We start from the raw sequence: 26,139 nt of genomic DNA, 5'->3' as shown, positions 1-26,139 counted from the left end.
GGAGGCGGACAAGACTCGCTGGGACTTGAGCATCGACCGATCATCTGCGAGTTCAGCACAGTGAGGGCGGGGGAGTGCGGTATGCGCGGAAGGAACGCCTTCCTCGAGGCGCTGCGGGCCGTGTACGACCACGCTGCCAGTCCGCCGATCACTGAGGATTCCCATGCTCCTCATCCCTTCGGTGCGTCGGTGTGGTGGCTGAGGAAGTTGAAGGCCACCGGGTACAGACGCATCCAGGTGTTGTAGTTGTGGCCGCCGCTGGGCAGCACCAGAGTCCGGGTCTGGACGCGTGTGCCGGCTGCGGCCTTCGCGAACTGTTCGATGTAGTGCGGCGGACTGAGCCGGTCCTCCGCCGAAGTGGCCAGGAAGAGGCTCACCGGTGCGGTGGTGTGCGTCACCATGTACGTGGGACTGGTACGCCGCCGTACCGCCGGGTCCCTGAGCACGCCCTTGTCACCGGTCAGCGGGTCGGGGTCCAGCGCGGCGCCGGCGCCGAAGACCTTGGGGTAAGCAAGGGGGAGTCGGGCGGCGCAGAAGCCTCCGGTGGAAAAGCCCATCACACCCCAGCCCTTGGGACCCGACAGTGTGCGGAACTTGTGGCTGATCAGTTCCGGCACGTCACGCGCCATCCAGGTGGCAACCTTTCGGTTGGGCTGATCGGTGCAGTCGGTGTCGATGCCACCCGGATCGACCACCGGCATGACCAGAATGAAGGGGTGTGTGGTGCCCGCGGTCATCAGCTGCTGGAAGTCCTGGGGCATGCCGCCGTGTTCCAGCCAAGACGCGGGGCTGCCCGGCACTCCGTGCAGAAGCAGCACGATCGGGAACCTGGTGTGGCGGTACCGGGGCTGGGTGTACTGCGGCGGCGTCCAGACGACGACTTGCCCGGAAAGCGCGGAGTGCCGGCCGCGGAAGTAGGTGTCCAGCAGCCCTGTGCCGCTGTTGGTGAACTTGGCACGGTCGGCAGGGGGTCCGGGCATGGCGACGGCCCCGGTGTTCCTTCCCAGCAGGTCGTCCCAGGAGGCGTACAGGCCGTAGTCGTTGTTGATCCACGTGGCGACCACCGAGATCGCGGTGAGCTGGCACAGGCCGATCATCAGCAGCCGTAGCAGCCAGCGCAGCGTGTGGGGGCCCCGGAGCCGCGACCACAGCAGCATGGTGCCGATCACGCACAGTGTGGTGGCCGCGATCAGCGCGACGAAAAATGGCGTCCCCGTCAGACTCATGGTCAAGCCCCCAGTTGTCGATGTCTCTCGGCAGCCAGGTCCCACGGAATCACATCCGGGCAGGCGAAGGGGGCTGCCGTCGGCCCGACGTCGTGCGAGGGTCCCGCCTGCATGGGGACGCCGGCGCTTTTGAACACCGTGCGCTTGCGGTGAGCGGCGGGGGCCGAGGTCAGGGTGCTGCCCAGTTTCGGTGAGGTGCCAGGACGAGCAGGTCCAGGGGGCTCACGTCGAACAACATCGTGCCTCCGCTCTGTCCCCGAGGGAAATGCCGGCCTCACGGTCGTACGAACTGGGTTTCGGCGGCGCTGACATCGGCGGGCGGGACGGGCGGGCGGCCGGCGGGCGGTGTCGCTCACTTTGACCAGGATGGCGATCAGCAGCCAGTTGGCGACCATGGACGAGCCGCCTTGGGCGAGGAAGGGCAGCGCCTTGCCGGTGAGCGGGATGAGTCCGGTGACTCCCCCCACGACGACGAAGACTTGGAGGACGAGCGCCGAGGCCAGGCCGCCGGCCAGCAGTTTGCCGAACGGGTCGGTGACGGTCAGGGCGGTGCGCAGGCCGCGCTCGGCGAGCAGGGCGTAGAGCAGCAGGACGATCGTCACCCCGGTCAGGCCGAGTTCCTCGCCGACCGTGGTGAGGATGAAGTCGCTGCGCCCGGCGAAGCCGATGAGCTCCGGGTGCCCTTGGCCGAGGCCGGTGCCGAGTATGCCACCCGAGCCGAAGCTGAAGAGTGCCTGGGCGGCCTGGTCCGAGACCAGGCCCGGCGGGCGCTTGTCGGGCGGGAGGAAGATGTCCATGGGGTGCAGCCAGGCGACGACACGGCCGTGGACGTGCGGTTCGAACGACCCGACGATGAAGGCGCCGACGGCGAACATGGCGACGCCGAACACCACCCAGCTCGTGCGCTCGGTGGCCACGTACAACATGATCACGAACAGGCCGAAGAAGATCAGCGAGGTGCCGAGGTCCCGCTCGAAGATCAGGACGAGCAGGCTGAGGATCCACACGGCCGCGACGGGGCCCAACTGCCGCCCGCGCGGCAGATACATGCCCATGAGGCGCCGCCCGGCGAGCGCGAGGGCGTCCCTGCGCAGTGTCAGGTATCCGGCGAAGAACCGACGGTGGAGCAGCGGCGCCTCGGACCAGGGCTGGGCGCACGTCGCGCCCGCGTCGACGGAGTCCTCGACGGTGGCCGTGAGGGTGGGCCAGACCGTATGGCCACGCATGCCGGTCGGTGGTGACGTCGGCGATCGACGGTCGGTCCGGGTGTGCCGGCGCGGCGAGAAGAAGACCCTGCTCAACCAGGTCAGCCCCGGCCATGCACCTGTGGGAGGCAACGAGCGCAGAGGCAGGCTTCTTACCGAGGCGGCTTATGGTGCGTCGCCATGACTCGTACACGGCTCTACCGCAACGGCTCCCTGATCCTGGAGGACTTTCCGACCGCTGACATCTCGGATTACGTGAATGATCCGGACGTGGCGGTCTGGCTCGACCTGTGCGATCCGTGCTCCGCCGACTTCGCGATGATCAGCGAGGAGTTCGGACTGCACGAGCTCGCGGTGGAGGACGCGCGTCACGAGCATCAGCGGCCAAAGCTGGACCGCTACCGCACCCATGCCTTCCTCAGCGCCTACGCCGTCAGCGCGGACGAGACCGGTGGCCGGCTGACCGCAAGTGAATTGTCGGTATTCATAACGCCCACAGCGTTGATCACCATCCGCCCCGACCACCGGTTCGACATCGAGAAGGTCGTCGAACGCTGGGACAACAACAGCGATCTCGCCAAGTACGGCGTGGGATTCCTGCTGCACGGACTGCTGGACCACATCGTTGACGGGCATTTCGCCGCCGTGCAGGAACTCGACGACCGTATCGAAGCGGTGGAGGATCTGCTCTTCGACGAGGGGCGCGAGCAGATGGACTCCGTCCAGCGGGACTCCTACGCGCTGCGCAAGAACCTCACCAAGCTGCGCCGCGTAGTGTTGCCGATGCGGGAGGTCGTCAACAGCCTTCTCCGGCGTGACCTGCACATCGTCGCCGAGCCCTTGCTTCCCTATTACCAGGACGTGTACGACCACGTCCTCAGGGCCACCGAGTGGACCGAGTCACTGCGGGACATGATCACGTCCATCATGGAGACCAATCTGACCGTTCAGGGCAATCGCATGAACCTGATCATGAAGAAGGTCACCAGCTGGGCGTCGATAGTGGCCGTGCCCACAGCCGTCACCGGTTTCTACGGGCAGAACGTTCCGTATCCGGGTGTCAACACCCACGTCGGCTTCCTCACCTCCACCGGTGTCATGGTCGTCGCATCCGTGCTGCTCTACTGGGCCTTCAAACGCAAGGACTGGATATGACCCCGTGCCTGTCCGGCGTGAACCGCACACGCGGCAAGAGCGTGGCCAAGGACTTGTTCGACGGCCGAATGGCACGTTGTCGATCCGCGCTCGCCGGGCGACGCTGTGGCCAGCGTGTCCCGCAGCCGGTCCGTCAGCGAGACGAGCCACTGGAGCCCGACGGTATGCACACGACGCCGACCGTCGACTACGGCCTCGTGCTGCAGGGCGAGATCGTCCTGGAACTGGACGACGGCCAGTGCACTCAACAGCTCGGCGAGGCAGTTCAGCCGTACCGTCACTCCCAGGTGCTTCGTCTCCTGGGCCAGCCAGTGGATGATGCCCGCCTTCTCTGCGTGCCGGGGGGTCCGGGCGGCGGGGATCATCTGGCCGCCGAGCCGGTCGGCGGCCTCCAGCAGCGCCACGTGGTGCCCCCGTGCGGCGCAGACGCGGGCGGCCTCCAGGCCGGCCGGGCCGCCGCCGACCACGACCACCCGCTTGGTGGTGGGCGCGGGGCTGACCAGTTGCGGGATCACCGCTTCGCGGCCGGTCGCGGGGTTGTGCAGGCAGAAGGTCTCGACCCGGGAGGCGCAGTAGGTGGCGCCGACGCAGGGACGGATGCGCTCCTCCTGTCCGGCGAGGAGTTTGGCGACGATGTGCGGGTCGGCGATGTGCGCCCGCGTCATGCCGACCATGTCGGCGTAGCCGCCGTCGATCGCGTGCCGGGCGGTGGGCAGGTCGGCGATGCGGGCGGCGTGGAAGACCGGGATGCCGACCTCCTTGCGGATCGCGGCCGCCACCGGGAGGTGGGCGCCCAGCGGTCGACCGTAGACCGGGATGACGTCGGCCAGTTCACGGTCGGTGTTGCCGGAGCCGTAGATGACGGACAGGAAGTCGAGCTTGCCGGTGCGGGCCATCGCCGTGGCGATGCCGACGCAGTCGGCGGGCGTGAGGCCGCCGGCCGCGCCCTCGTCGCCGGGGACGCGCATGCCGACGACGAAGTCGTCGCCGACCTCTTTGCGGACCTCTTCGAGCACCATGTGGCCGAAGCGCAGCCGGTTCTCCAGAGTGCCGCCGAACTCGTCGGTGCGGTGGTTGGTGCGCGGCGACCAGAACTGGTCGATCAGGTGGCCGGCCATGGCCGCGATCTCGATGCCGTCCAGGCCGCCCTCCCGCGCTCTGCGGGCGGCCGCACCGTAGGCCTTGACGATTCGGTCGATGTCGAAGTGCTCGATCTCCTTGGGGAAGCTGCGGTGTGCTCGCTCGCGTACCGGGGAGGGGCCGAGGGCGGGCGGGCAGCCACTGGTCGATGTCGCACTTCGAGCGGCGGCCCAGGTGGGTGTGACGGCCTGTCGTTCGGGGCCTTTCCCGCCGACGGTCGCCCTCACGTCGCCCATGACGCCCGGACTCACAGCCCGCCGCCCGGCGCGGGGCGCGTTCCGCGACCAACTCGCCCAGATTTTGGCGCGACAGCCCGCAGAAGGCAGGACGGGACATGGCCGCGCGGGTCTGTTTGATCTTCACGCATCAGGCACCTCGCGAGGCCGTGCTTATTGCCCCGCGCCACCTGACCAAGATCAATCCTGGGTCGGCCCATTAGGGTCGGAGGCATGACGACACCCCTTGCCAGTAGTGCCTTTGACTCGCTCCGCCTCGACGCCGTGCCCGACGAGCAGGCGTTGCGCCGGGTCTACGAACTCCCCAGCGACGCGGCCGTGCGGAAGCAGATGACCGAACTCACCGAGCAGACCCGGCAGTTGATTGGCTGCTCATCGCTGGTCCTGGTCGCCAGCGCGGATGCCGAGGGGAACTGTGACGTCTCCCCGCGCGGCGGCCCCGCCGGGTTCGTCGCCGTCCTGGACGCACGGACGGTGGCGATACCGGACGCGACCGGCAACAAGCGTCTGGACACCCTGCAGAACGTCATCGCCACCGGACGGGCCGGGCTGCTGTTCGTCATTCCCGGGCGCACCACGACGCTCAGGGTGAACGGCAGGGCCTGTGTCTCCACCCGTCCGGAGCTGCTGTCGCAGCTGACCGCCGTGGGCAAGCCGCCGGCCAGTGCGCTGGTACTGGGGATCGAGGAGGTCTACCCGCACTGCCCCAAGTCGCTCCTGCGCAGCGGAGCCTGGAAGCCGGAGCAGTGGCTGCCGGCGGACGCCCAGCCGACCTCGGCCGAGGTGACGCTGGCCCAGCTGCGGATGCCAGAGCTGACGATCGCCGACATCGAGCAGGCGGAGGCGGATTCGCTCAAGTACCGGTACGAGTAGCGGGCAGACCCTGCGATTGCTGAACCACCAGCCCGCCGAACCAGCACGCCCCGAGATCAGTTGCGGGAGGTTCGGCGGGGGCGCCTCACCTCTGGGTGTTGCAGTCGTAGAGGGCGAAGCTGCCGGCGGTGCGGCGGCCGTAGGCGGTGGGCGGGATGCGGGTGCAGTGGGACTTCACCCAGGTGGTGGCGGGAGTGGTGGGGCGCTGGGTGGTGAGCAGCGCATAGCGCAGTTGGCGGGTGGTGACGAGGCTGCCGAGCTGTTGGGCGGTGGGGAAGGGGGTGTTGCCGGTGAAGCCGCCCATGACGAGGACGGGCTCGGACTTCGCGCGCAGCAGGGGCTCGGCGGTGTAGGCGGCCTGGGTGGCGAGCAGGTACTTCTCGCCGTGGCGGTGCGTGGTGAGGTAGTCGAGCAGGGCGGTGTCGCGGGCGCTGGGCCGGTCGAGTCCTACCCGCTGCGGAGCGTGGCGGTGGTGGACGCCGTACGCCTTGCCGACCGGACCGGTCATCGGCGAGGTGGCGGCGCCCGCGTAGAGCGGGTCGAGGCTGGAGATGGCCCAGCCTGCCGGTACGACCAGGGTGGCCGCGATCCCGCCGGCGAGGGCGGCGTGGACCATCCGCGGGGCGGTGCGCGGCCCGCGGGTCCACAGGCCCGCCACGCCGCACAGCGCGAGCATCACGGCGATCGGCAGCAGCCGTGAGACGAACCGGGTCGGCCAGTCGAGTACCAGTGCCCACGCCACCGTCAGCACGATCGCCGCCGGCAGCGCCATGTGCCGCCGGCCGCCCGTCCCGTGCTCCGCCTCGTGCACCGGCTGGTACTGCGCCTCGTACTCCGATCGGAAGAGCGCGAGCCCGCCGCCGGCCAGCGCGGCGAGTGCCGGGGCGATGACGGCCGTGTAGTACGCGTGGTTGCCGTTGGAGGAGCTGAACACCAGGGCGTGTACGGCCAGATAGCCGCCCCACATCACAAATCCCGTGCGCAGCGGATCCGTTCGCGGTTGCCCGGCGCGCCAGACGACGCCCAGGACCGCGGCGAGCACGGCGAGCGGCAGGAACCAGGCGATCTGCGGGCCGACCGTGTGGTTGATCAGCATGCCCCAGCCGGTGTTGCCGGTGGTGCGGCTGGCGGCGGTGCCCGCGACGGCGCCGAACGCGGTGGAGTCGCTGCCGAAGCGGCTCAGTCCGTTGTAGCCGAAGACCAGGGTGAACGGATCGTTGTTGGACGTGCCGTCGAGGTACGGGCGGTTCGCGGCCGGTGTCACCCAGGCGATCAGCACCCAGGAGCAGGAGACCGCCAGCGCGACCGCGCCGGCCAGCAGGACGCGCAGGGCCCGGTTCAACCTGGTCCCGGGCGCGGCGAGTTGGTAGACCGCGGCGAAGACGGGCAGCACCAGCCACGCCTGCAGCATCTTGGTCTGGAAGGCGAGCCCGACCCAGATCCCGCAGGTGATCAGCGGCAGCAACCGCTCGGTGCGCACCGCCTTCTGCAGCGCTCCGGCAGCGGCGACCAGCAGCAGGGTGAGTGCGGTGTCCGGGATGGTGGCCCTGTTGAGGACCACGGTGATCGGGGTGAAGGTGAGCGTCAGCGCGGCGATCAGCGCGGCGAACGGCCCGGCCCAGGCCCGTACGATCCGGTGCAACAGCCATACGGTGAGCACGCCCTCGACGACCTGCGGCAGCGCGGCCGCCCACGTGCTCGGACCGAAGATCCAGACGGTGACGGCGTCGGGCCAGAAGGCGCCGGGCAGCTTGTCGATACTGATCGAACCGCTCGCGTCGAGCCCGCCGAAGAAGAAGGCCCGCCAACTGTCGGCCATCGACCGTATCGCCGCGCCGTAGAAGGGGTGGAGCGCGGCGTGCCCGATGCCCCACGAGTACAGCACCGTGGCGACGACCAGCACCGTGGCGAGCGCCGGGCGCTCCCAGCGCGGGGCGTCTTCCGGCGGGACGGAGCGGCGGCCGGCCGCCCGGCGGCCTCGGTGCGCGCCGGTGGGCTGGACGGCGGAGACGGCGGTCATGGCAGTGGTCCTCGGATCAGCAGGTCAGGTGAGGCGGTGGGGCACAGGGGGCGGGCTCATCGGGCGGCGGGGTCACAGGCGGCGGGCCGCCCGGAAGCCGCGGGCGTAGAAGTCGGTGCCGTCCAGCAGCGAGCGGCCCGACAGGTCGCCCAACGTGGGGCCGTTGGCGGCGGAGCGGCTGGAGTAGAAGCGGTGCCGGCCCTGGTCGTCGAGGCCCATGTACATGCCGCAGTGGTCGATGAAGTTCGGCCGGTCCTTGATGATGGCGAAGAAGACCAGATCCCCGGGTTGCAGGGCGCCCAGGTCGGTGGGCTGCTCGCCGTTGTCCGGGATCACCAGGCGGCCGGGGCCGTAGGCGGCGATGGCGAAGGCGCGGCGCGGCAGTCCGGGGCCCCGGGTGTTGGTGTTGTGCAGGGGGACGCCCATGCGGTAGCCCCACACCAGACGCTGGAAGCCGGAACAGTCGACGTCGCCGTAGCGGGCCCGCTCCGGCTGCACGCGCGTGCCGTCCGGGAAGGTCCAGTCAATGCCCAGATAGTCGTAGAAGTCGGACTGTTCGTCGTGGTAGGCGAAGTCCAGCGGGTTGTTGACCTTGGCGTTGCGCGGGCCGAAGTGGGCGGTGCCCGCGTAGCGCACCCCGGCCGCGTTGTGCTTGTCGGGCGCCCCGGCGCTCGAGTACTCGAACGCCACCGCGAAGACGTCCGGGCTGGTGTCGCCGAGCGCCTTGCGGAACCAGCCCTTGAACCAGGCGGACTTCTCCATGCCCTGCTGCCACTCGTGGGGCAGCACTCGCACCCAGGCGTCCGTGGTCACCGTGGCCTCGGTGGTCCGCGGCTCGCCGAAGGTGCGGTTGGGGCCGGTGAGTACGGCCGTACGGGCGCCGTCGGTGAACGTGGCGAGCGTGCCGCCGTCGGCGGCGCGTACCACGGTGCGGTCGGGAGCGGACAGCCGCTCGAAGGTGTGGGGCCCGGTGAGCCGGGCGCTCGGGGTGGTGCCCGTGCCGTCGGCGGCCGTACCGCCGAGGTCGTCGCCGCCGCCGCGGTCGTGCCCGAGGTGGTCCCAGGCGTATCCGCCCGCCGCCCCGGCGGCCGCCACGCCCGCGATCGTCCAGAGCACGGCGCGGCGCGTCGGGCGACTGCGTGTGCCGGTGGGTTCGGAGTGCATGGCCGATCCTTTTGGAAGTGCGAGGTGAGAGTGCGGTGGACAGGTCAGCTGGTGGGCAGCAGGCCGATCAGCAGACCGGAGACCAGCACCACGTACGTGGCCAGCGTCACCGCCGTGGTCGAGATCAGTGTGGCCGCCATCGGCTGGCGGACCATCTGGTAGGAGACCAGGCCGGGGACGATGAAACCAAGGGTCTGTGACGTGTACAGCAGCGGGAACTCGTGGCTGAGCGCGAGCATCACGGTGGTCTGCATCAGGACCGCGCACAGCACCACGGCGGCGAACAGCCGCTTGCCGTAGAGAATCACCGTGCGCTGCACCAGCTTTGTCATGAAGTACGTGAGCGCCGCCACACCGACCATCAGGGCGGCCATCTGCACGTCGGTGATGAGCGTGAGGGCGATCCACCCAGGGGTGATCATCCCCCCGGGGGAGAGATTGGTCGTCAGGTAGCAGACGAGCGAGAAGATCAGCCCGAGGGCGATCCCGAGCGCGGCGGTCTGTGCGGTGAGGTGGGCGGGGATCACGGGTTCCTCGTGGACTGGGACGGATCGTAGGAGTGGTGCGGGGCGCCTTGCGTACTCTCGCCGGCGGGCCGGCCCTGGCGGGCGGCGAACCGGCGGGCGAGTTCGCGCTGCTCCGGGATGTGGAAGCCGTACGCCGGTGTCTCCAGCGGTGCGACCCAGCTGTACGGCTCCGGCTCGGGCGGCCGGGCCACCGCGATCCGCGGCCGGGGCACCGCGATCTGCATGGTTTCCTGGTCCAGGCCGTCACCGTCGGGAACGGCGTCGAGCGGGTCCTCGGAGTCGTCCAGCGGCAGTTCGGCGAGGCATTCCAGGAACAGCTCGCCCTGGCCGTGGATGTTGCCGATCGCCACCAGCGAGGAGGCCGGGCCGAGTTCCGCGAGCATCGCCGCGGTCAGTTCCGCGGGGTCCCGGCGGTCGCCACCGAGATCCACCACCCGCCCGGTGAAGCCGGACGGAATCGCATCGCGGGCACTCTTGGTCGGATGGCCGATCAGGAACACGGTCTCGGCGGCCAGGTCGGGGACGATCGCGCCCATCTGGCCGTTGCGTTCCACCCGGTCCGGGCGGCAGTTGATGACCACGTTGAGCGGCCGTCTGATCGCGCCCAGATCCTCCAGCTGCTTGACGTTCATCAGCGTCGACTCGGGATCGTTGGCCGCGAAGACGTTGGCGAACCGCAGCCGTTTGCCCTCCGGGGTGACGTAGCGCTCCACCGACAGCACGCCCGGGTCGGGCGGTGCGTCCCACATGCCCTGCATCGCGGTCTGCCGGTCCACGCCGAGCAGTTCGGCGACGGTGAGCGCGATCGCCACGTTCTCCTTGAAGGTGAACCAGCTGAAGCCGCGCAGCTCCTCGTCGGTGACCGTCTCGGGGTCGGCGTAGACCAGCTTGCAGTTTCGGGCGTCGGCCTCCTCCTGCAGGATGTGGAAGCGGTCCTTCTCCGCCGTCACGCACACCCCGCCCACGGGCATCGAGCGGGAGAGCGAGCGGGCGACGTCGTCCAGCGTCGGCCCCATCTCCTCCAGATGGTCCTCGCGGACATTGCACAGCACGCCGATCGTGGAACGGATCAGCTTCTCCTGGTTGATCTCCTGCAGCGCGGGCATCACCGCCATGCACTCGATCACCAGCGCGTCCGGCCGGTAGGTCGCCGCCCGCCGCACGATGCCGATCTGCTCGACGATGTTGGACAGCCCGAACTTGCGGTACACCGGCTCCTCGGTGGCATCCGGATGGATGAACCGGGCCGCGGTGCCGGTGGTCTTGGCCACCGTGACCAGGCCGCCGCCGCGCAGTGCCCCCGCGCACAGCCGGGTGATCGAACTCTTGCCGCGGATCCCGTTGACCAGCACCCGCGTCGGTATCTGCTCCAGCGAGGCGAAGTGCCGCTGCTGCTCCAGGATTCCGGCGATCCACAGCGCGGCGCAGCACAGCAGGACTATGACATAGAGGAAGAGCACGCCGATTCCATCCTTCTACCGCTGGAGGGTCTGCTCGCGCAGGGACCGGGAGGGCCTGGCGGTATGGCCGGACCTGGCTGCGCGGTCGCGTTCCGCCAGGGCCTGGCGCATCAGCTCCAGGCTGCGGGTGACCGAGCCGACCTCGTCGTGGTTGACCGGGTGCAGCACGGTGCGGCGGTCTCCGCCGGCGAGCCGCTCGACGAGCACGGCGACCGCGCGCAGCGGCCGGATCACCACGACATGCAGCCAGCCAAGGCAGGCCGCGCCCAGGGTGAGACCCAGGATCCCGGCGAGCATGGTGCGCTGCTCGGCCTGCACCGCGGGGATCTGGAGCGCCGCCGCGGGCTCCGCGGTCACCACGTGCCAGCCGAGGCGGGCCGTCGGGCCGCTCTGGGCCAGCGGCGCCGCCGCGTCGACCGAAGCGCCGGAGGATGTGCGGAGCGCCGCCGAGGTCGCGGTGCCCGCGGCCCCCGGGGCGCCCTGGGTGGCGCGGGCAAGACGGGTCAGGCCGGAGTCGGGCAGCGACTGGAAGGCGCGGTAGCCCACGCTCGCCGCCAGCACCTTGTTCTCGTCGTTCGTCACCCAGACGCTGCCCAGCTTCGGCCTGGGCAGAACGGAGTTGAGCGCCTTGACGTCGATCTCGCCGAACAGGACCACCCCGGCCGCCGGAGCCTTGCCCTTGACGGCGCGGACCTGGGCGTAGGCGGCGATCGCCGGGATCCGGCCCGAGGTGTTGACGGTGGTGATCCCGCCGCCGTCGGGCACGTGGACGAGGGTGCGCAGCGGTGTGTCGCCCACCCTCAGCGTGATGCCGCCCGAGCGGTCCAGGAGATACAGCGAGCGGTACTGCTTGTGGTCGGCGAGGGTGTGCCGCAGAACCTCGGTCTGGGCGGCGCGGCTCCGGCCCGGCAGGCCGGCCGCCACGTCGCTCAGGTCGGTGTACGACTGGTCGAGGGACTGCCGGATCCGGTTCGCCGCGACCTGGGTGCGCGCCTGCTGGTCGGCGAGGACCGGAACCGGAACCGCGGTCGCGGTGTCCGCCCGGTTCAGCATGAAGATCATCGGCACCGCCCAGCAGGCCACCACCACCACGCCGACCACGGCCAGCGCCCGGTAGCCCGGACCGCGCCGGGCCGGCAGCTCCTGCGGGCCGCTCTCGCCGAGCAGTTGCAGGCGCAGTGACTCCAGTGCCCGCCCGATCCGGGCCAGTTCCCCGAAGCCGTGCACCGGAACCGGCCGGAACAGCTCCTCGAACGCGCCCGGTCCGTCCTCGGTCGCGCCCCGGGCCAGGCGCCCGGCGGACAGGTACAGCCGTAGCAGCGGCCGCTGCACGAAGAAGTGCAGCACCAGCCCGAGCAGCAGCGCGAGCCCGGCCAGCGCCCCCGCGGCCTCGAGCGCGAAGCGCGAGTAGTCGGCGGCGGCGGTCGTCGTGGGCACCGCGCGCGAGGTGAGCACCACCAGACCGAGGTTGTCGGTGTCGCCCGGACCGGTCGCCGAGGCGACCTGGGCCCAGCCGGCCACCGTGCGCCGGGAGCCCGTGGCGGCGCCCAGCATGCTTCCCGAGGCGTCGGTGTCACGCCCCGACCCGTTCGCGGCGCGGGCCGCCGCCGCGGGCAGACCGCTGTCGGTGACGGCCGGCGACGCCGCGCCGTCGGACGTGGTGGCGAGCGCCGTGCCGCGCGCGTCCAGCACCTCGGCGCTGCGTCCGTCGCCGTACGTCGTGAGGGCGGGGAGCGTCTCGCAGACCACCAGCAGCCACTGCCGGTCGGGCCGGCTCGGGGCCTGGAACTGGTCCTGGTTGGCGTCCTCCTGCAGCGCGGGCAGCGTGACCCGGGCGAAGTAGAGCAGTTGCCGCGTGCCGCCCGAGGTCACCAGCCGGGGCGGGACCGCCCCGTGCCCGGACGCCGCTTGGACGACGTCCACCCCGGCCAGCGGCACCGGCCTGCCGCCGGCCGCCAGCAGTTTGCCGGTGCGCGGGTCGAGCAGAGCCTTGCCGAGGACCGCCTTCCTGGCGGAGGTCAGCGCTTGGAGCGCGGTCGTGGGCGTGGATGCGCTCGTCGCCGGGTACGCGTTGGCCGTACGGCGTACGGTGCTCGCCTCGACGTCGATCGCGGTGCGCACCGACTGCGCGGTGTCCGCGGCGATCTGCTGCTCGCCGTTCAGCACGGCCTGCGGCACCCGCTCGGCGTGTACGCCGCCGAGGCCGATCACGGTCAGGGCGGCGACCACCAGCAGGAGTACGACGAGTGCGGCTATAGGCGGGCGCACCCCGCCAAGCATCGGCATATCGGCGCGGCGGCGGAGGCGGTGCCGGCGCGGCGCCCGGGCGGCGGAGGGCAGGGCAGGGGGTCCTTCCTCAACTGGCGCCGAGCGCCATAACGTTCGATAGAGCGAACACTCTAGCCTCCTGCGATTACATAATCATCACACTTTCGTCCCTGTGTCGTACGCGTTAACCGGGCTACTGGGCGACGGCCGACGCGTGCGGCCCCCGACACGCCGAGGGGCGGTCGCAACCCCGGCTGCGTTGCCCGGCGCGTCCTGATCCGCGCACCGGCGGGCCGGGGGCATGGCCGGTGCCACGAGCCGACGAAATCGTGAAGGCCCACGGGCACCCCTGGAAGCGATGTGCACGGGGCGAGTGCCAAGGCCCAGGAGTTCCCAGGCACGGCGGGAACATCCGATGCGGCCGGCGCTGTTGCACCGGCCGAGGAACTGACGCCGCGCGGGCGGGGAGCAGAGGGGCGAAGAGCTCGCCCGCCCCGACGGGATCCAGGCCCGGGTCCGCGCTACGCCCGGTCGCCCGATATCGGGGCGACCACTTGTACGCCTGGCGCAGACTCGGACCGAGGCCTTTTCACTGCAGGAGGACTGTTACATGAATGACCGGCCCTTGACACTCATGGCGGTGCACGCCCACCCCGACGATGAGGCCACTGGAACGGGAGGTGTCCTCGCGCGGTACGCGGCGGAGGGTATTCGCACGGTTCTCGTGACGTGCACCGACGGCAGTTGCGGTGACGGGCCGGGGGGTGTCAAGCCGGGCGATCCCGGGCACGATCCGGCAGCCGTCGCCTTGATGCGGCGGCAAGAACTCGAGTCTAGCTGCGGCATCCTGAAGGTCAGTCATCTGGAAACGCTGGACTACGCCGACTCCGGGATGATGGGCTGGCCGACCAACGAAGCCCCGGGATCCTTCTGGCAGACACCTGTGGAGGAGGGCGCTGCCCGACTCGCGGAACTCATGCGCCGCTACCAACCCGATGTGGTCGTCACCTACGACGAGAACGGCTTCTACGGCCACCCCGACCACATCCAGGCAAACCGGATCACGATGAGGGCGCTGGCCATGACCGCGCAGACTCCGAAGGTGTACTGGACGACGGCGCCTCGCTCGATGATGCAGCGGTTCGGGGAGGTCATGCGCGAGTTCGGTGCGGACTGGCAGGAGCCGGATCCCGCCGAGGCCGCCGCGATGGCCGAGATCGGCCTCCCCGACGCGGAGATCACCACATGGGTGGACACCAGCGCGTTCGGCGGTCAGAAGTTCGATGCGCTGGCTGCGCATGCCAGCCAGGGCGAGAACATCTTCTTCCTCAAGATGGGCCAGAAGAACTTCACCGAACTGATGGGCGTCGAGACCTTCGTACGTGTCCAGGACACCACCGGCGCTGCCGTGCCCGAGAACGACCTCTTCGCCGGACTGCGCTGATCCGCAGGGCAGGAGATCCTCGCTGTCCCGGACCGAGGCAAGCAACACCGGCTCTGTGACAGGTGAGGGCCGGTGCGCCGTCCGGTGTACCTGTGGTCGCGACCCGGGCGCTTGGCCTCTGCTGGGTGACGTCAGTGCCGTAGCTCCTCAGTATCCGCACGGCCCGGCTCTGCTGTCCGCTCTTCCCGCTGCGCAGAGATGCGCAGTTCACTCGACCGTAAGCCGGCGGCGGCGATCTCCGCCTGCGCCCGCGCCGCGAGATGTTCCGCGCCGCACCTCTCCGCCAGGTCGGCACCCTCGAAGAGCAGTTCCGCCGCCCGATCGGCACGGCCGCAGCGTCTGAGGCCGATGGCGAAGTCGACCAGTGCCTCGGCGTACAGGTACTGATTCGGGGACTTGCGGAGCGTCTCCACCGCGCGCTCCAGCAGCGCCATGGTGTCCCCGTCCTCGGACACCGCCGCGCTGAAGCACAATGCCTCACCTTTGGCGGTGGGCGTGCCGTAACGCTCCGCTCGGCGCAGTGTCTGCGCTGCGAGGGCGCGGGCGCCTGCGGGGTCCTCCGGGGCGAGGGCGAGGGCGAGGTGTCCCGCCCAGGGACACCAGGTCGGATTGAGTATGCCTTTGGCCTCCAGCCGTTCCCCGGCGGCGGTGAGTTGGGCGATGGCTTCCCTACGCCGGCCACGGACGAGCAGCAGGCGCCCGTACAGCGTCTGGGGGTCCGGGAAGACCACCGCGTTGGGGTAAGGGGGCGCGAAGTCGTGCGTCTCGGCGACGTTCAGGGCTTCCTCGAAGTGGCCGCGGGACAGCAGGACGTCGAGCAGCAGACCGACGGCGTACCACTTGGCGGGCAACCTGGGTCCGACGCGGTCCGCCAGCCGGACTGCCTCACGCGCGCAGCGCTCGGCCTCGACGAGCAGTCCGCGCCGGAAGTGGACCAGGCCGAGGAGGCTGAAGCCGAAGGAGAGGTGGGCTCCGCTCCATCCGACCTGCTGGCACTCGGCGATGGCGGAGCTGAACAGCTCCTCCGCGCGGTCGCACTCGTCGGCGTACATGTATCCGAGCGCGGTGATGCTGGGCAGCTCGAAGCCCCAGTCGGGGTCGGTGTAGCTGAGCCCCACGGCGCGTGTGGCGACGGCCAGCGCGTGTTCGGCGGGCTCGCTGCGCAGCGTGGCATCCCAGGTGCGCAGGCACAACAAGGCCTTCTCTCCCGGGTTCTGCCCGGACAGATGCTCGGCGAGCCGCGCGAGCCGACGGGAACGGACAGGCGCCTGTACCTCCCGCGCGTCGAAGACCCGCCACAGGTGGTGTGCGGCCTGCAGGCGCAGCCGCGCCCCGGATGTCCGTGCGTGGGCGGCCTCGGCCCCCACCACAGCGGCCGCTTCGCCGAGCTGGTCGTTGTGGGCGAGAGCCTGGGCCAAGCGGAAAGTGGCGTCCTCTCTGAGCGTGGGGTCGAGGTCGGGAAGCTCCAAGGCCGCCGAGAGGTGGTTGACTGTGGTGGCCGGGGAGGTGAGCAGGGCAGAGCAGCCGAGCTCGTAGAGCACGGCCGCACGTTCCTCGGGCGGGGGCGGTTCGCGCAGCGCACGCTCCAGGCAGCGGCGAGCGGCGTCCGGAGCACCTTGGCGAAGGTTCTCCCGCGCGGCCGCGCGCAGCTGCTCCACGGTCTGCGGGTCGTTGCCCGGATGAGTCTCCAGCAGGTGCCGGGCGGCGACGGTGATGTTCAAGCCCGCGTCGGTCACCGCGCTGGCGGCTTGCCCGTGTATGGCGGTCCGCATCGCCGGTGGGATGGCCCGGTACACCGCGGTGGCGATGAGGGGGTGGACGAACTCGAGCGTCCTGGTGCCGGTCAGGATACGAGCGACTCGCAAGGTGTCCGTGGCGTCCTGAGCCTCGGCCGGTGGCAGCCCGGCCACCGAAGCCGCCAGTTCGGGAGAGATCTCGGTACCGAGTACGGCCGCCGCCCAGGCGAGCCGCACGGCCCGGTTGCCGAGCCTCTCCAGTCGCTTGACCAGCCCGGTGCCGCGAGACGACGCACCGAGGTCTCGCAGCAGATGAGCCGACTCCTCGGAGGGGGTCAGGCCTCGGTCCTGGATCTTGGCGACGAGTTCGACGGTCTCGTAGGGGTTGCCGCCGGTGACGGCCCAGCACTCGCGGCAGAAGGGATCGTCCGCGTCCGGCCCGAGGACGCCGCGGACCAGCTTCGCGACCGACTCAGGGCTGAGAGCGCGCAGGCTGATCGGGTGTGACCCGCGCCCGCCGACGAGTTCACGGAACGCCGCGGCCTCCGCCGGAAGTTCGTCCGGGCGGTACCCCAGGACGATCAGGACGGGAAGGTCCTGCACGCGCACGGCGAACGTGGCCAGCCAGGTGAGGGACTCCGCGTCACCCCAGTGAGCATCGTCGACGACCGTGATGATCGGCGCCCTGCGCACGGCGAGCTGTGTGAGGACCCAGTCCAGACCGTCCCGGACGCCCTGTGGATCCGGCACGGCGGTGCCGGCCTGCTGAGCGAAGAGGCCGACGGCCGGCCCCGCGATCTCGTACCAGCCCCCGAAGATCTCGCGACGCTCGGCCTCGGTGCAGGAGGCCAGGACGGGTTGCAGCAACTGCCGGACGACGTGGAAGGGAACCGTATGCTCCTGCTCGCTGCCGCGCGCGGAGAGAACCGTGCACCCGCGGGCGGCGGCCATGCCTCGGATCTCGGCCAGCAAAGTCGTCTTGCCCAGTCCGGCGGCGCCGCTCAGGAACAGCAGCCCGCCACGTGGACCACCGCTGTCCGCCGGGCGGTTGCAGAGCGCCTCCACTGCCTCCCGCGCGGCGGCCACCTCGTGGTCACGCTCGTACAGGGGCGTTCCGGCCCGGCTGGGGCCTACCGAACCGACTCGCCTCACGCTGCGCTCCTGCTCCGGCACGCTGTTCCCTCGCTTCCCAGCCTGTTGGTCAGCCTAGCGAGGTGGGGCGATGCGCCATGGAAATATGCGGGAACCGTGTAGGCAGTCTTTCCAGCAGCCAGCCGCAGTGGTAGGCGGTGAGCGCGGTCGCGAGGCGTTCGGGGCGAGTCGCAATCCTGACGCGCCACCTACTCGACGACCACGAACGTCCGCGACAGAACGGCGCGGTGCGGGTTCTCGGCCCCGCGGTGAAGCTGCCGATGTGCACCCAACGCGTTTCACACGTACCAGGCGTGAGGCCATGGTTCATCTCGCACCTGGTCGGACTTCTGGGACGACAACACCCGCAGTGCCGGGCACCGCCCCTGGATGCCGGCACCCGGGGAATCACGAGAACGAGCTCGGTAACGGTCCCATCGGTTGCGAGGCGTTCCAGACCTATCTCGCGACTCCCCGGCAGCCCGGCCAGACGGATGTCACCCGCGGCTCCGCTCCCTTCGTCCGGGGCCGCGTGCCTCAGCGCGAATGAAGCGGAGTTGTCCGCTTGGCTGCCACGATGGGGCCGTCAGCGAATGACCTCGAAGACTGTAAGGTCCGGACGGCGTCGAGCTCAGGCCGGGAAGCCGTAGCCGTAGCCTTGAGCGTCCAGCTGATTGAGGAGACGGGCGAGCGCCTGCACCGTCTGCGAACGGTCGCCGCCGCCGTCGTGCATCAAGATGATCGCGCCGGGTCGCAAGTCCTGGTTGACGTTGCGCAGGATGCCGTCCACACCCGGGCGCCGCCAGTCGTTGGCGTCGTCACTCCAGCCAAGCGGCTGCAGGCGGTTGGCGCCGGCTATCCCCCGGATCGTGGGGCTCCAGTCGCCGCCGGGTGCCCGGTAGTACATCAGCTTCACGCCGCTTCCCGCGGCGTCGGTTATCTCGCGCTTGGCGTCGACGATCTCGTGGATGTTGTACTCGACCGACTTGCGGGTCTGCTGCTCGTCATGATGGACCGAGTGGTCGCACAGCCGGTCCCCGTCCGCGATGATCGCCTTGGTCAGGTACGGGTAGCGCTGGGCGAGCGGCCCGAGTTCGCAGAAGGTGGCCTTCGCGTGGTGCTGAGCGAGGAGCGCGAGCACCTGCGGGGTCCACCGCGGGTCTGGGCCGTCGTCGAAGGTGAGCGCTACGGACTTGCCGCTGCCCTCCACCCCGTAGCCGACCAGCGCGTCGGAGCCCGCCGGGGCGCTCGGCAGCTGCCCGAAGGCATTCGCCGAGCCGGATTGCGAAGCCTGCCCGGACGGCACCGCGGCGGAGCCTCCACTGCGGCCGGAGTGCGTTCCTCCTGCCGCGCGGTCGGATGCCGACGCGGACGGGGAAGCGTGCGAGGGCGACGGCGCCTGGGGCGACGAGTGCGGCCTGGAAGAAGAGGGCGTCGTCGAGGGAGTCAGGCTGCTGGGCGAGCTCTGGGGTGTGTGCCCGCCTGCGTGCTGCCCGCCTGCGTGCTGCGCACCTGCGTGCTGCCCGCACGCCGTGAGCACGCCTCCCGCGATCGCCGCGGTGAGGACGGTTGCCGTTGCCACTTTGATTCTGGCCAACGCCACAGATTTACCTCCGTCGGCACCACTCGGTGCTCAAATCGGTGCCTGGTACTGGTCACGTCGAGGCAGGGCTGAGCGCATGCGCGCTGCCGGTCGACGGCACGGCGGCATCCATACTCAGGTCCGCTGGTGATTTACGTCCCTGGGCGTCCGTGCCCTGGGGGGTTACCGGTCGCTCCAAGTGCTCCGGGGGTCGGTCAGGCGGCGGGCTCCGTCGCCCGGCCGCGGATCCCTCGGCTCTCGACGGAGATGGCCGGTACATCCGGTTTAAGCCTTGATGTCCGACCACAGTAAGGGAGGCCGGTCGTTTTGCTTAATAATTCCAATCTGTGATGAATGTCGCATTGATTCTGAGATGAAAGGAACCGAGCCGAAACAAGGCCGCCGACGTCGAATCGGACCACGCAATGTCAAGGATCGTAACATTCTGTGATGGCCCGATCGGATCTGCGGTGACTGGTGCACGTGTCTCAGGAGTGAACAGGCGCCCCAGGGGGCCCTGCGCTCCGCGCGACGGCTACTCGTCGCCGGTGCGGGCGGCGGCTTCGATGTCTACGCCGCACTGCCCCTGGCGCTCGCGCTGCGTCGGCCGGTACCGAGGTCCACCTGGCCCACTTGTCCTTCTGTGATCTCCATGGCCTCGGGCCGGGCCACTGGGTGGCGGAGGACGTTGCCGCCGTCCCCCCGGACACCCCGTTGCGGGGTGACTATTTCCCGGAGCGGTCGTGTACGCCTTCCCCCGCACGGGCGTCGAACCCCTCCGGTCCGCCTACCGGGCGCTGGCCGGACATCTGGGCGGCGTGGACGCGGTCGTGCTGGTGGATGGCGGGACGGACATCCTGATGCGGGGGGACGAGCACGGGCTCGGCACTCCGGAAGAGGGCATGGCGAGCTTGGCCGCTGTCGCGGACCTCGACGACGTTCAGCACCGGCTGGTGGCCTGCCTGGGTTCGGGGTGGACGCCTATCACGGTGTCAACCACTCGCTGCTGGAGAACCTGGCCGCACTGGCCCGCGACGGCGGCTACCTCGGCGCCTTCTCCTTCACCCGGGACAACCCCGAGGGGGGCGCCTACCTCGATGCGGTCGCCCATGCCCCGCGCCTCCACGCCGACCGTCCGAGCATCGTCAATGGGTCCGTTGCCGCCGCAGTGCGCGGTGACTTCGGCGACGTGCGGTTCACCGAACGCACCCGGAACAGCGAGTTGTTCGTGAACCCCTTGATGGCCCTGTACTTCTGCGTGGACCTGCCCGTTCTGGCCCGTGCCAACCTCTACCACGACCGGTTGGCGGACACCGTCCTGATGCGCCAGATCAGCTCCGCCATGGCCGACTTCCGTGAGGAGCTGCCCCGCCGGCGGCCGCCGCCGGCGTTCCCTGTCCTTCCGGTGAGCTGCCGACCGGTCGTCGCTGCCGCTGATGAACGGGGCAACCTGGGATGCGGTACCGGCCGCGGCTGACCGAGTCCGGTCGATGGTCAAGACTCCGTCATGTGACATCAGCGGTTTGAGAGGGCGGGAGTTGTCCGACGTAGTGAGGGAGGAAGCAGACGGCGATTTCCCGACGAAGGGCAACTTCGTGATCCCGCAACGCATCGTCCTCGCCTCGGCCGCAGGTCTCGTGTCCGCGTTCCTGCTCGCGGCATGCGGCTCTTCAGACGACAACGCCTCCAGCATGAACTCCGGCAATGCCACACCTGTCGCCACGGCTGCGTCGGATCCCGCGAGCTCCGCACCGGCCACCTCCGCACCTGCGGACAGCGGCGACTCCGGCAGTGGGCACATGGCCACGACCACCATGCTGATGGCCAAGGCGGTGAAGGGGATGGGCAGTGTGGTCACCGACGACAAGGGGATGACGCTCTACCGCTACGACAAGGACCAGGCGACTCCCTCCAAGTGGACGTGTGCCGGTGAGTGCACGAAGACGTGGATGCCCGTCATGGTGCAGGGCTCCGTACGGACCATGGGTGTGAAGAACAGCCTGCTCGGCACGGTTCACCGCAACGGCATGAAACAGGTCACCCTCGGCGGCTGGCCGCTGTACCGGTACATGGGCGACACCAAGGCCGGGCAGATGAACGGCCAGGGCAAGGGCATGCAGTGGTACGCCGTCACCCCGACCGGCCAGAAATCCACCATGACGGGCTGACGGCAATCCTGGCCTGGGCCGGCTGCGCAACCGCAAGGGCCCCCAGCCGCCACCGCGACGGCCGTGTGGTCGGCGGCGCTTGAACCACTCAGCCGGAGGCTACGTACCGGTCACCGTGGACGCATCGCGCAGTGACCATCGAGCCGTAGGGGCGTGCGGCAGACGGTGTCCGGAAGAAGGGTTGAACGATTTCAGTGCACTCGAGTCGTCCGGTCAGCAGTGCTCTCGACTCAGCCGCCCCAGCCGGCCAGGAGAAGAGGGCGAGCGGAGCACATGTCCGTCGGCAAGTGCTCGGCCTGGACGGCCTCCGCGGCCTGGCGGCACTGTATGTGGTTCTGTTCCACTGCTGGTTGTACACCTTCCCGGGCTACCCCCACAGTTCGGCGCCTCCGTGGCTGGACGGACTGATGTTCGGGCGCCTCGCCGTCGTCTTCTTTCTGGTGCTGTCCGGCTTCTCCCTGGCAATCTCCCCGGCACACCACGGTTGGCGGTCGGACGGCGTCACCCGATTCCTGCGCCGACGCGCCTGGCGCATCCTGCCTCCCTACTGGGCAGCACTGGCCATGAGTCTGGTCATTTCGTGGCTCGTGGTACCGGCATCGCACTTCGGGCCACCTACCGGTGCCTCAATCCTTGTGTACGGCACCGTCGCACAGGACATGGTCACCGCCCCGACACCCAACGGCGCATTCTGGTCGATCGGGGTGGAGGCCGAACTCTATCTCCTTTTTCCTCTTCTCCTGTTCGTTCGGCGGCGGTGGGGCGCGATCGTCCTCGTCGTGTGTGTGACGCTTCCGGTGATCGTCCGTGGGCTGACGGCGACTGACGCATCCCCCGTGGAGGGCGACAACTGGCTCGCTCCGCAGCTCGCTCCCGTGTTCGTCGCAGGAGTGGTAGGCGCGGGAGTCGTCGCTGCGTCGGACAGAGTTCAACGCCTGCCATGGGGATGCTTTGCCGCCCTGGCCGCCTTGCCTGTCCTGGCACTCGGCTTCATCCAGGGTTCTGTTTGGACGGTGAACCACTACTTCTGGATGGACCTCGCCATCTCTCCCGCCATGACGATGCTGCTTGCCGCGGTTGCCACCGGCAGATCCGCCATCCTTGTGCGGCTCCTGACGGCGCGACCCGTTCGCAGCCTCGGTGGCTTCTCCTACAGTCTCTACCTGATCCATCTTCCGATCGTCCTGGCCGTGATTCGCCGAACAGCCCCGCACTTTGTGTCGTCCCGACTTTCCGTGTTCGGGTTCACTCTTGTCCTGGGTCTGCCGGTTGCGGTATTTGGGGCGTGGCTGTTTTCCCGGTTCTTCGAGATGCCGTTCAAGCGCAACAGATCCTGGAAATCCGTGATCGCGCTGGGCGCGAGGAGATCCTTGATCCTGCACACACGAGACACTGGTGTCGAGTCGCAGTCGAAGACCACCGCTTGACCAGAACGCCGGGCGACAGGCGGACACCGCCGGCCGGTGAGCGAAGCCCCGCCTTGGCCCGCGTAGTCCGCGCTGTGGTCAGGTGCGGGACGGTCTGCGGATGCATAACTGTGAAGTTGCTGGTACGCGTCCGGTACAACCGGCGCGGCACCTGCGGCGTCATGAGTGTCACACGGCCAATGGGCCGCTTTGCGCAGCAGAAGGGCAACCTCGATGTCATCCTCACTCACGCTCCGGCGAGTATTCCCGGCCACCGCGCTCACCTGCGTCGCGGTGCTCGCTACCGGCTGCAGCGCAGGCTCGTCCTCCTCCTCCGTTGGTACCGCTGCAGTGACGGCTTCTGGAGCGTCGGCCACGGCGGCGTCGGCCACGACGGCGCCGGCGGCGACACCGCCGGCCGCGGCCGACACGGCTCGATCCGGCGGTACGGTCACCAGCGTCCAGGCGCCGTCAGCCGGGACGACGCACAAGCACACCGCTGCCTGCGCCACCCGTGATCTGCACGCCAGACCAGGTATCAGCCAAGGTACGGCCGGCAGCGTCTACCAGGTGATCGACTTCACCAACATCTCCCAGACCACCTGCACCCTGTACGGCTACCCCGGGGTGTCGCTCGCCGGCGGCAGCCCCGTGCGCCAGATCGGCCCGGCCGCCACACGGAACACCACGGCCCCTCGCGCGCTGGTGACGCTGGCACCGGGGGCCACGGGCAACGCGCTGCTGCGGATCACAGACGCCGGCAACTACCCCACGACGCAGTGCCACCCGACGGGCGCGCAGTACCTGCAGGTCTACCCGCCGGGCCAGACGACTCCGAGCTACGTCGCCTACAACTCGACGGCCTGCGCCGGGACGGTCGGCCTCCTGAGCGTCAGTGCGGTCCAGGCGGGCTCGGGAAGTACGTCGTAGCACGCCGCGGTGCCGTGGGCGCGTCCCTTTGCCACTCCAGGTCGTCCAGCAGGCCGATGCCTCGGTGCACCAGGGACTCCGGGCGGCGTGCCCGGTGGGCGAACACCTCGAACTGCTCCAGCCGGGAGGCGTGTTCCGCACCGACCGCACCGGCGGCGGCAGTTCCGACGCAGCGCTGCCGATGTAATGTCGGGCGTCATGACGCACTGGCAACCGTTGAGCGCCGTGTCGAAGACGGCGCTGGCCGTGGCCCGGGTCCGGGCTCACGAGAGCGCAGCCGGTAACGCCTTGTTCGACGATCCGTACGCCGCGGCCTTCCTGGCCGCCTCGGGAGAGCCTTTGCGACCGCGGCAACGTGTCGGTCCGCTGGCGGCCGCGCTGAAGTTCCAGACGGTGATCCGGACTCGCTTCTACGACGACCAGCTCCTCCAGTCCGGCTGCGATCAGGTGGTTCTGCTCGCAGCCGGACTGGACACCCGTGCCTACCGGCTCCCCTGGCCGGCTGGGACCCGCTTGTACGAGCTCGACCTGCCGCCGGTCCTCGAGTTCAAGCACCGCGTGCTGGCAACGGAGTCCGCGGACCCACGCTGCGACCGCACCGCCGTGCCCGCGGACCTGCTGAGCACCACCTGGGCCGACCGGCTGGTCGATGCCGGCTTCGACCCCGACCGACCGACCGCCTGGCTCGTGGAGGGCCTGCTCGTCTACCTCACCGCCGACGAGGCGGCCGCGCTGCTGCGCACCGTCGGCGAACTGTCGGCACCCGCCAGCCGACTGGCCCTGGAGCGAGGACGCAGCGGACAAACCGTTCTCGACGACCCGTCCCTCGCCCACATCACCTCGCTGTGGAAGGGCGGCCTGGGCGCCGGCACCGCCGAGTGGCTCGACGACCACTGCTGGAGCACGGAGGCCCATCCACTCGACACCGTCGCGGCGCACTACGGCCGGCCGACAGCCAACCCTTCCGGCACCGGCTTCATCACGGCCGTGCGCACACCAGGTCGATATGGAGGAAGTAGCAGGCGATGATGCCATCGGCCGGTACACCGTGAGGAACTGACGCCACGTCGGCCCGCTGCGCTGACGATCAAGGTGACCGCCATCCGGTCCATCCGGTCTGATCTTCAGTCCGATACCAGTACGTGTAGGTGTCGTCGCCGTTGTCAATGCACCACCAATGCCGGTACACCAACCCATAGGCATACCCGTAGGCATAGCAGAGGGATTCCGATGAAAAAGTCGGCCCCTCAACCCAAGTCATAGGCAAGCGGGACGCAGTTGGACGCGTCTGGGTGATGTGGTGGCTGACGGGAGGAGGCGACCCCGACAGTTCGGTGGCCACGGCGGTGGGTGTGACCAGGGCTGAGGCCGCGACTGCCGCCGCAACTGCCGGGACGATGAGTCTGCGCATGATGTCACTCCCTCGGATCACGAGGGTCTTCTGCCGCGTTCTGGGAATGTTTGCAGCGCGCCCATGTGCATAATGCGGGGTTGGCGCGGCAAGTCAGCGACGACACCCGGTGTTCACTGGGCTGCGCTCTGCGCACGCACATCGTGCCGCAGATGAGCGGCGGCACGTACTCGATCTCTCTTTTCGACGCTAGTTCTCGTCGGCGGAGGCCGCAACCCCGCCTCGTGTTTCGGGCGCGGACCGTACCGCTTCGGAATAGTCGCGCAGCAGGCCAAGCCAGACCAGGCCGCCTCGGGCCTTGCGATTTCCGTACTGGACCATACGAATGATTCACCGGCGCCGCAGGGTGAACGGTGGCCCTGTGTGCCCCGAGTCGAGGGCCGACAGCCGCTCGCGACCATACGTTGACTCGTGTGTCGCTGAGCTATGCCTTTGTGAACCTGAAGCCCGGGGTGGGGAAGACGACCAGCGCAGTCTGGTTGGCCCACGCACTGCACGAGTCGGGTATCCCACCGCTACTGGTCGACAGTGACCCCGCTTCCTCCGCGCTGCGCTGGAGCGAATTGGCAGGTGGCTTCCCGTTTCCTGTGGTCGCTCTGCCAGTGGGCGATGTGCACCGGCGCGTGAACGACTTCTTGGGAGACCGGCGGGCCGTCGTGTTCGACGCTCCGCAGCTGGAGGACCACGCGCACATCGCCCGCAGCATCATGAGGTACGCGAGCGAATGGATCGTGCCGGTGACCCCAGCACCCATCGAGCTGGATCGGATGGCGCCCATCGGTGGCGAGATGGGCGACGTACAGTCCTTGCGCGTCCAGCCGGCCCGTGCCGCCGTTCTGCTGAACCGAACGAATCGGGCCGACGCCACGCGTACGGGTCCCGACGCCGACGCCCGCGAAGCTCTCACCGAGCGGGGGTTCGACGTGTTGTCCACCCACATTCCGCGGCTCGACTTGTACGCCCAGTCATTCGGAAGTCCGGTGCAGGTCAAAGGCACGGCGTACATGAACCTCGCAGACGAACTCATCAAGCGACAGGACAAGGCATGAATCAGCGC

At 69.5% G+C, this 26,139-nt stretch carries 18 protein-coding genes and 2 pseudogenes; 10 read left to right on the top strand and 10 right to left on the bottom strand.

The genetic code is table 11. From position 1 onward, the window contains the following. Positions 1-170: 170 nt before the first annotated feature. Together ACFYOH_RS19940 and ACFYOH_RS19935 are read right to left on the bottom strand one after the other, a co-directional pair. Entirely contained in the window at positions 171-1,226 is a 1,056-nt protein-coding gene (locus ACFYOH_RS19940) for an alpha/beta hydrolase (RefSeq protein ID WP_388627171.1), read from the bottom strand. Positions 1,227-1,546: 320 nt separating this feature from the next. After that, positions 1,547-2,344: pseudogene (locus ACFYOH_RS19935) on the bottom strand (FtsW/RodA/SpoVE family cell cycle protein); the annotation flags it as partial. Positions 2,345-2,611: 267 nt separating this feature from the next. On the opposite strand from ACFYOH_RS19935, the gene ACFYOH_RS19930 reads away from it, so the two are divergent. Next, the gene (locus ACFYOH_RS19930) at positions 2,612-3,586 is read left to right on the top strand and encodes a magnesium transporter CorA family protein (RefSeq protein ID WP_388627169.1); all 975 of its coding nucleotides are present in this window, start codon (positions 2,612-2,614) and stop codon (positions 3,584-3,586) included. Here ACFYOH_RS19930 and ACFYOH_RS19925 read toward each other — a convergent pair. Continuing rightward, entirely contained in the window at positions 3,553-4,962 is a 1,410-nt protein-coding gene (locus ACFYOH_RS19925) for an NAD(P)-binding protein (protein ID WP_388627167.1), read from the bottom strand. The genes ACFYOH_RS19930 and ACFYOH_RS19925 overlap by 34 nt on opposite strands. 213 nt (positions 4,963-5,175) lie before the next feature. Between ACFYOH_RS19925 and ACFYOH_RS19920 the strand changes: the two genes are divergently transcribed. Continuing rightward, positions 5,176-5,835 carry an MSMEG_1061 family FMN-dependent PPOX-type flavoprotein gene (locus ACFYOH_RS19920; RefSeq protein WP_388627166.1) on the top strand — a complete coding sequence of 220 codons (660 nt, stop codon included), beginning with the start codon at positions 5,176-5,178 and terminating at the stop codon, positions 5,833-5,835. An 85-nt stretch (positions 5,836-5,920) separates the two neighbouring features. Here the strand turns inward: ACFYOH_RS19920 and ACFYOH_RS19915 are convergent, their stop codons facing one another. From ACFYOH_RS19915 to ACFYOH_RS19895, 5 genes are all read right to left on the bottom strand, one after another. Next, positions 5,921-7,855 (bottom strand): ArnT family glycosyltransferase, encoded by a 1,935-nt coding sequence (locus ACFYOH_RS19915; RefSeq protein ID WP_388627164.1) that lies wholly within the window; start codon positions 7,853-7,855, stop codon positions 5,921-5,923. 72 nt (positions 7,856-7,927) lie between these two features. Next, positions 7,928-9,019, bottom strand: coding sequence for an NlpC/P60 family protein (locus ACFYOH_RS19910; protein WP_388627162.1), 1,092 nt, complete (start codon positions 9,017-9,019; stop codon positions 7,928-7,930). A 44-nt stretch (positions 9,020-9,063) separates the two neighbouring features. Further along, positions 9,064-9,546 (bottom strand): poly-gamma-glutamate biosynthesis protein PgsC/CapC, encoded by a 483-nt coding sequence (locus tag ACFYOH_RS19905; RefSeq protein WP_388627160.1) that lies wholly within the window; start codon positions 9,544-9,546, stop codon positions 9,064-9,066. Further along, the gene (pgsB, locus tag ACFYOH_RS19900; protein ID WP_388627158.1) at positions 9,543-11,006 is read right to left on the bottom strand and encodes a poly-gamma-glutamate synthase PgsB; all 1,464 of its coding nucleotides are present in this window, start codon (positions 11,004-11,006) and stop codon (positions 9,543-9,545) included. The genes ACFYOH_RS19905 and pgsB overlap by 4 nt, the downstream gene beginning before the upstream one ends. Before the next feature lie 15 nt (positions 11,007-11,021). Next, positions 11,022-13,274, bottom strand: coding sequence for a HAMP domain-containing protein (locus ACFYOH_RS19895; RefSeq protein WP_388627156.1), 2,253 nt, complete (start codon positions 13,272-13,274; stop codon positions 11,022-11,024). A gap of 610 nt (positions 13,275-13,884) precedes the next feature. Here ACFYOH_RS19895 and ACFYOH_RS19890 point away from each other — a divergent pair. Further along, the gene (locus tag ACFYOH_RS19890; protein ID WP_388627155.1) at positions 13,885-14,718 is read left to right on the top strand and encodes a PIG-L family deacetylase; all 834 of its coding nucleotides are present in this window, start codon (positions 13,885-13,887) and stop codon (positions 14,716-14,718) included. A 131-nt stretch (positions 14,719-14,849) separates the two neighbouring features. On the opposite strand, the gene ACFYOH_RS19885 is transcribed toward ACFYOH_RS19890, so the two are convergent. Continuing rightward, positions 14,850-17,606 (bottom strand): ATP-binding protein, encoded by a 2,757-nt coding sequence (locus ACFYOH_RS19885; RefSeq protein WP_388627153.1) that lies wholly within the window; start codon positions 17,604-17,606, stop codon positions 14,850-14,852. A gap of 610 nt (positions 17,607-18,216) precedes the next feature. Beyond that, entirely contained in the window at positions 18,217-18,891 is a 675-nt protein-coding gene (locus ACFYOH_RS19880) for a polysaccharide deacetylase family protein (protein WP_388627152.1), read from the bottom strand. Positions 18,892-19,684: 793 nt separating this feature from the next. Here ACFYOH_RS19880 and ACFYOH_RS19875 point away from each other — a divergent pair. The 7 genes and pseudogenes from ACFYOH_RS19875 to ACFYOH_RS19845 all read left to right on the top strand — a co-directional run. Continuing rightward, a pseudogene (locus ACFYOH_RS19875) lies at positions 19,685-20,563 on the top strand (DUF1152 domain-containing protein); the annotation flags it as partial. A 154-nt stretch (positions 20,564-20,717) separates the two neighbouring features. Continuing rightward, the gene (locus ACFYOH_RS19870) at positions 20,718-21,335 is read left to right on the top strand and encodes a hypothetical protein (RefSeq protein WP_388627150.1); all 618 of its coding nucleotides are present in this window, start codon (positions 20,718-20,720) and stop codon (positions 21,333-21,335) included. Between the two features lie 287 nt (positions 21,336-21,622). Next, a complete protein-coding gene (locus ACFYOH_RS19865; RefSeq protein ID WP_388627149.1) occupies positions 21,623-22,762 on the top strand; it encodes an acyltransferase family protein in 1,140 nt (379 codons plus the stop codon). 330 nt (positions 22,763-23,092) lie between these two features. Further along, entirely contained in the window at positions 23,093-23,671 is a 579-nt protein-coding gene (locus tag ACFYOH_RS19860) for a DUF4232 domain-containing protein (RefSeq protein ID WP_388627147.1), read from the top strand. Between the two features lie 28 nt (positions 23,672-23,699). Continuing rightward, positions 23,700-23,858, top strand: a complete 159-nt coding sequence (locus ACFYOH_RS19855; protein ID WP_388627146.1) for a hypothetical protein — start codon at positions 23,700-23,702, stop codon at positions 23,856-23,858. 11 nt (positions 23,859-23,869) lie between these two features. Then, on the top strand, positions 23,870-24,700 hold the full coding sequence (locus ACFYOH_RS19850; RefSeq protein WP_388627144.1) for an SAM-dependent methyltransferase: 831 nt from the start codon (positions 23,870-23,872) through the stop codon (positions 24,698-24,700). 795 nt (positions 24,701-25,495) lie between these two features. Continuing rightward, entirely contained in the window at positions 25,496-26,131 is a 636-nt protein-coding gene (locus tag ACFYOH_RS19845; RefSeq protein WP_388627143.1) for an AAA family ATPase, read from the top strand. The last annotated feature ends 8 nt before the right edge of the window (positions 26,132-26,139 follow it).

Source organism: Streptomyces sp. NPDC007856 (assembly GCF_042868225.1).
Lineage (GTDB): Bacteria > Actinomycetota > Actinomycetes > Streptomycetales > Streptomycetaceae > Streptomyces.
This window is presented reverse-complemented; position numbering and strand designations above follow the sequence as displayed.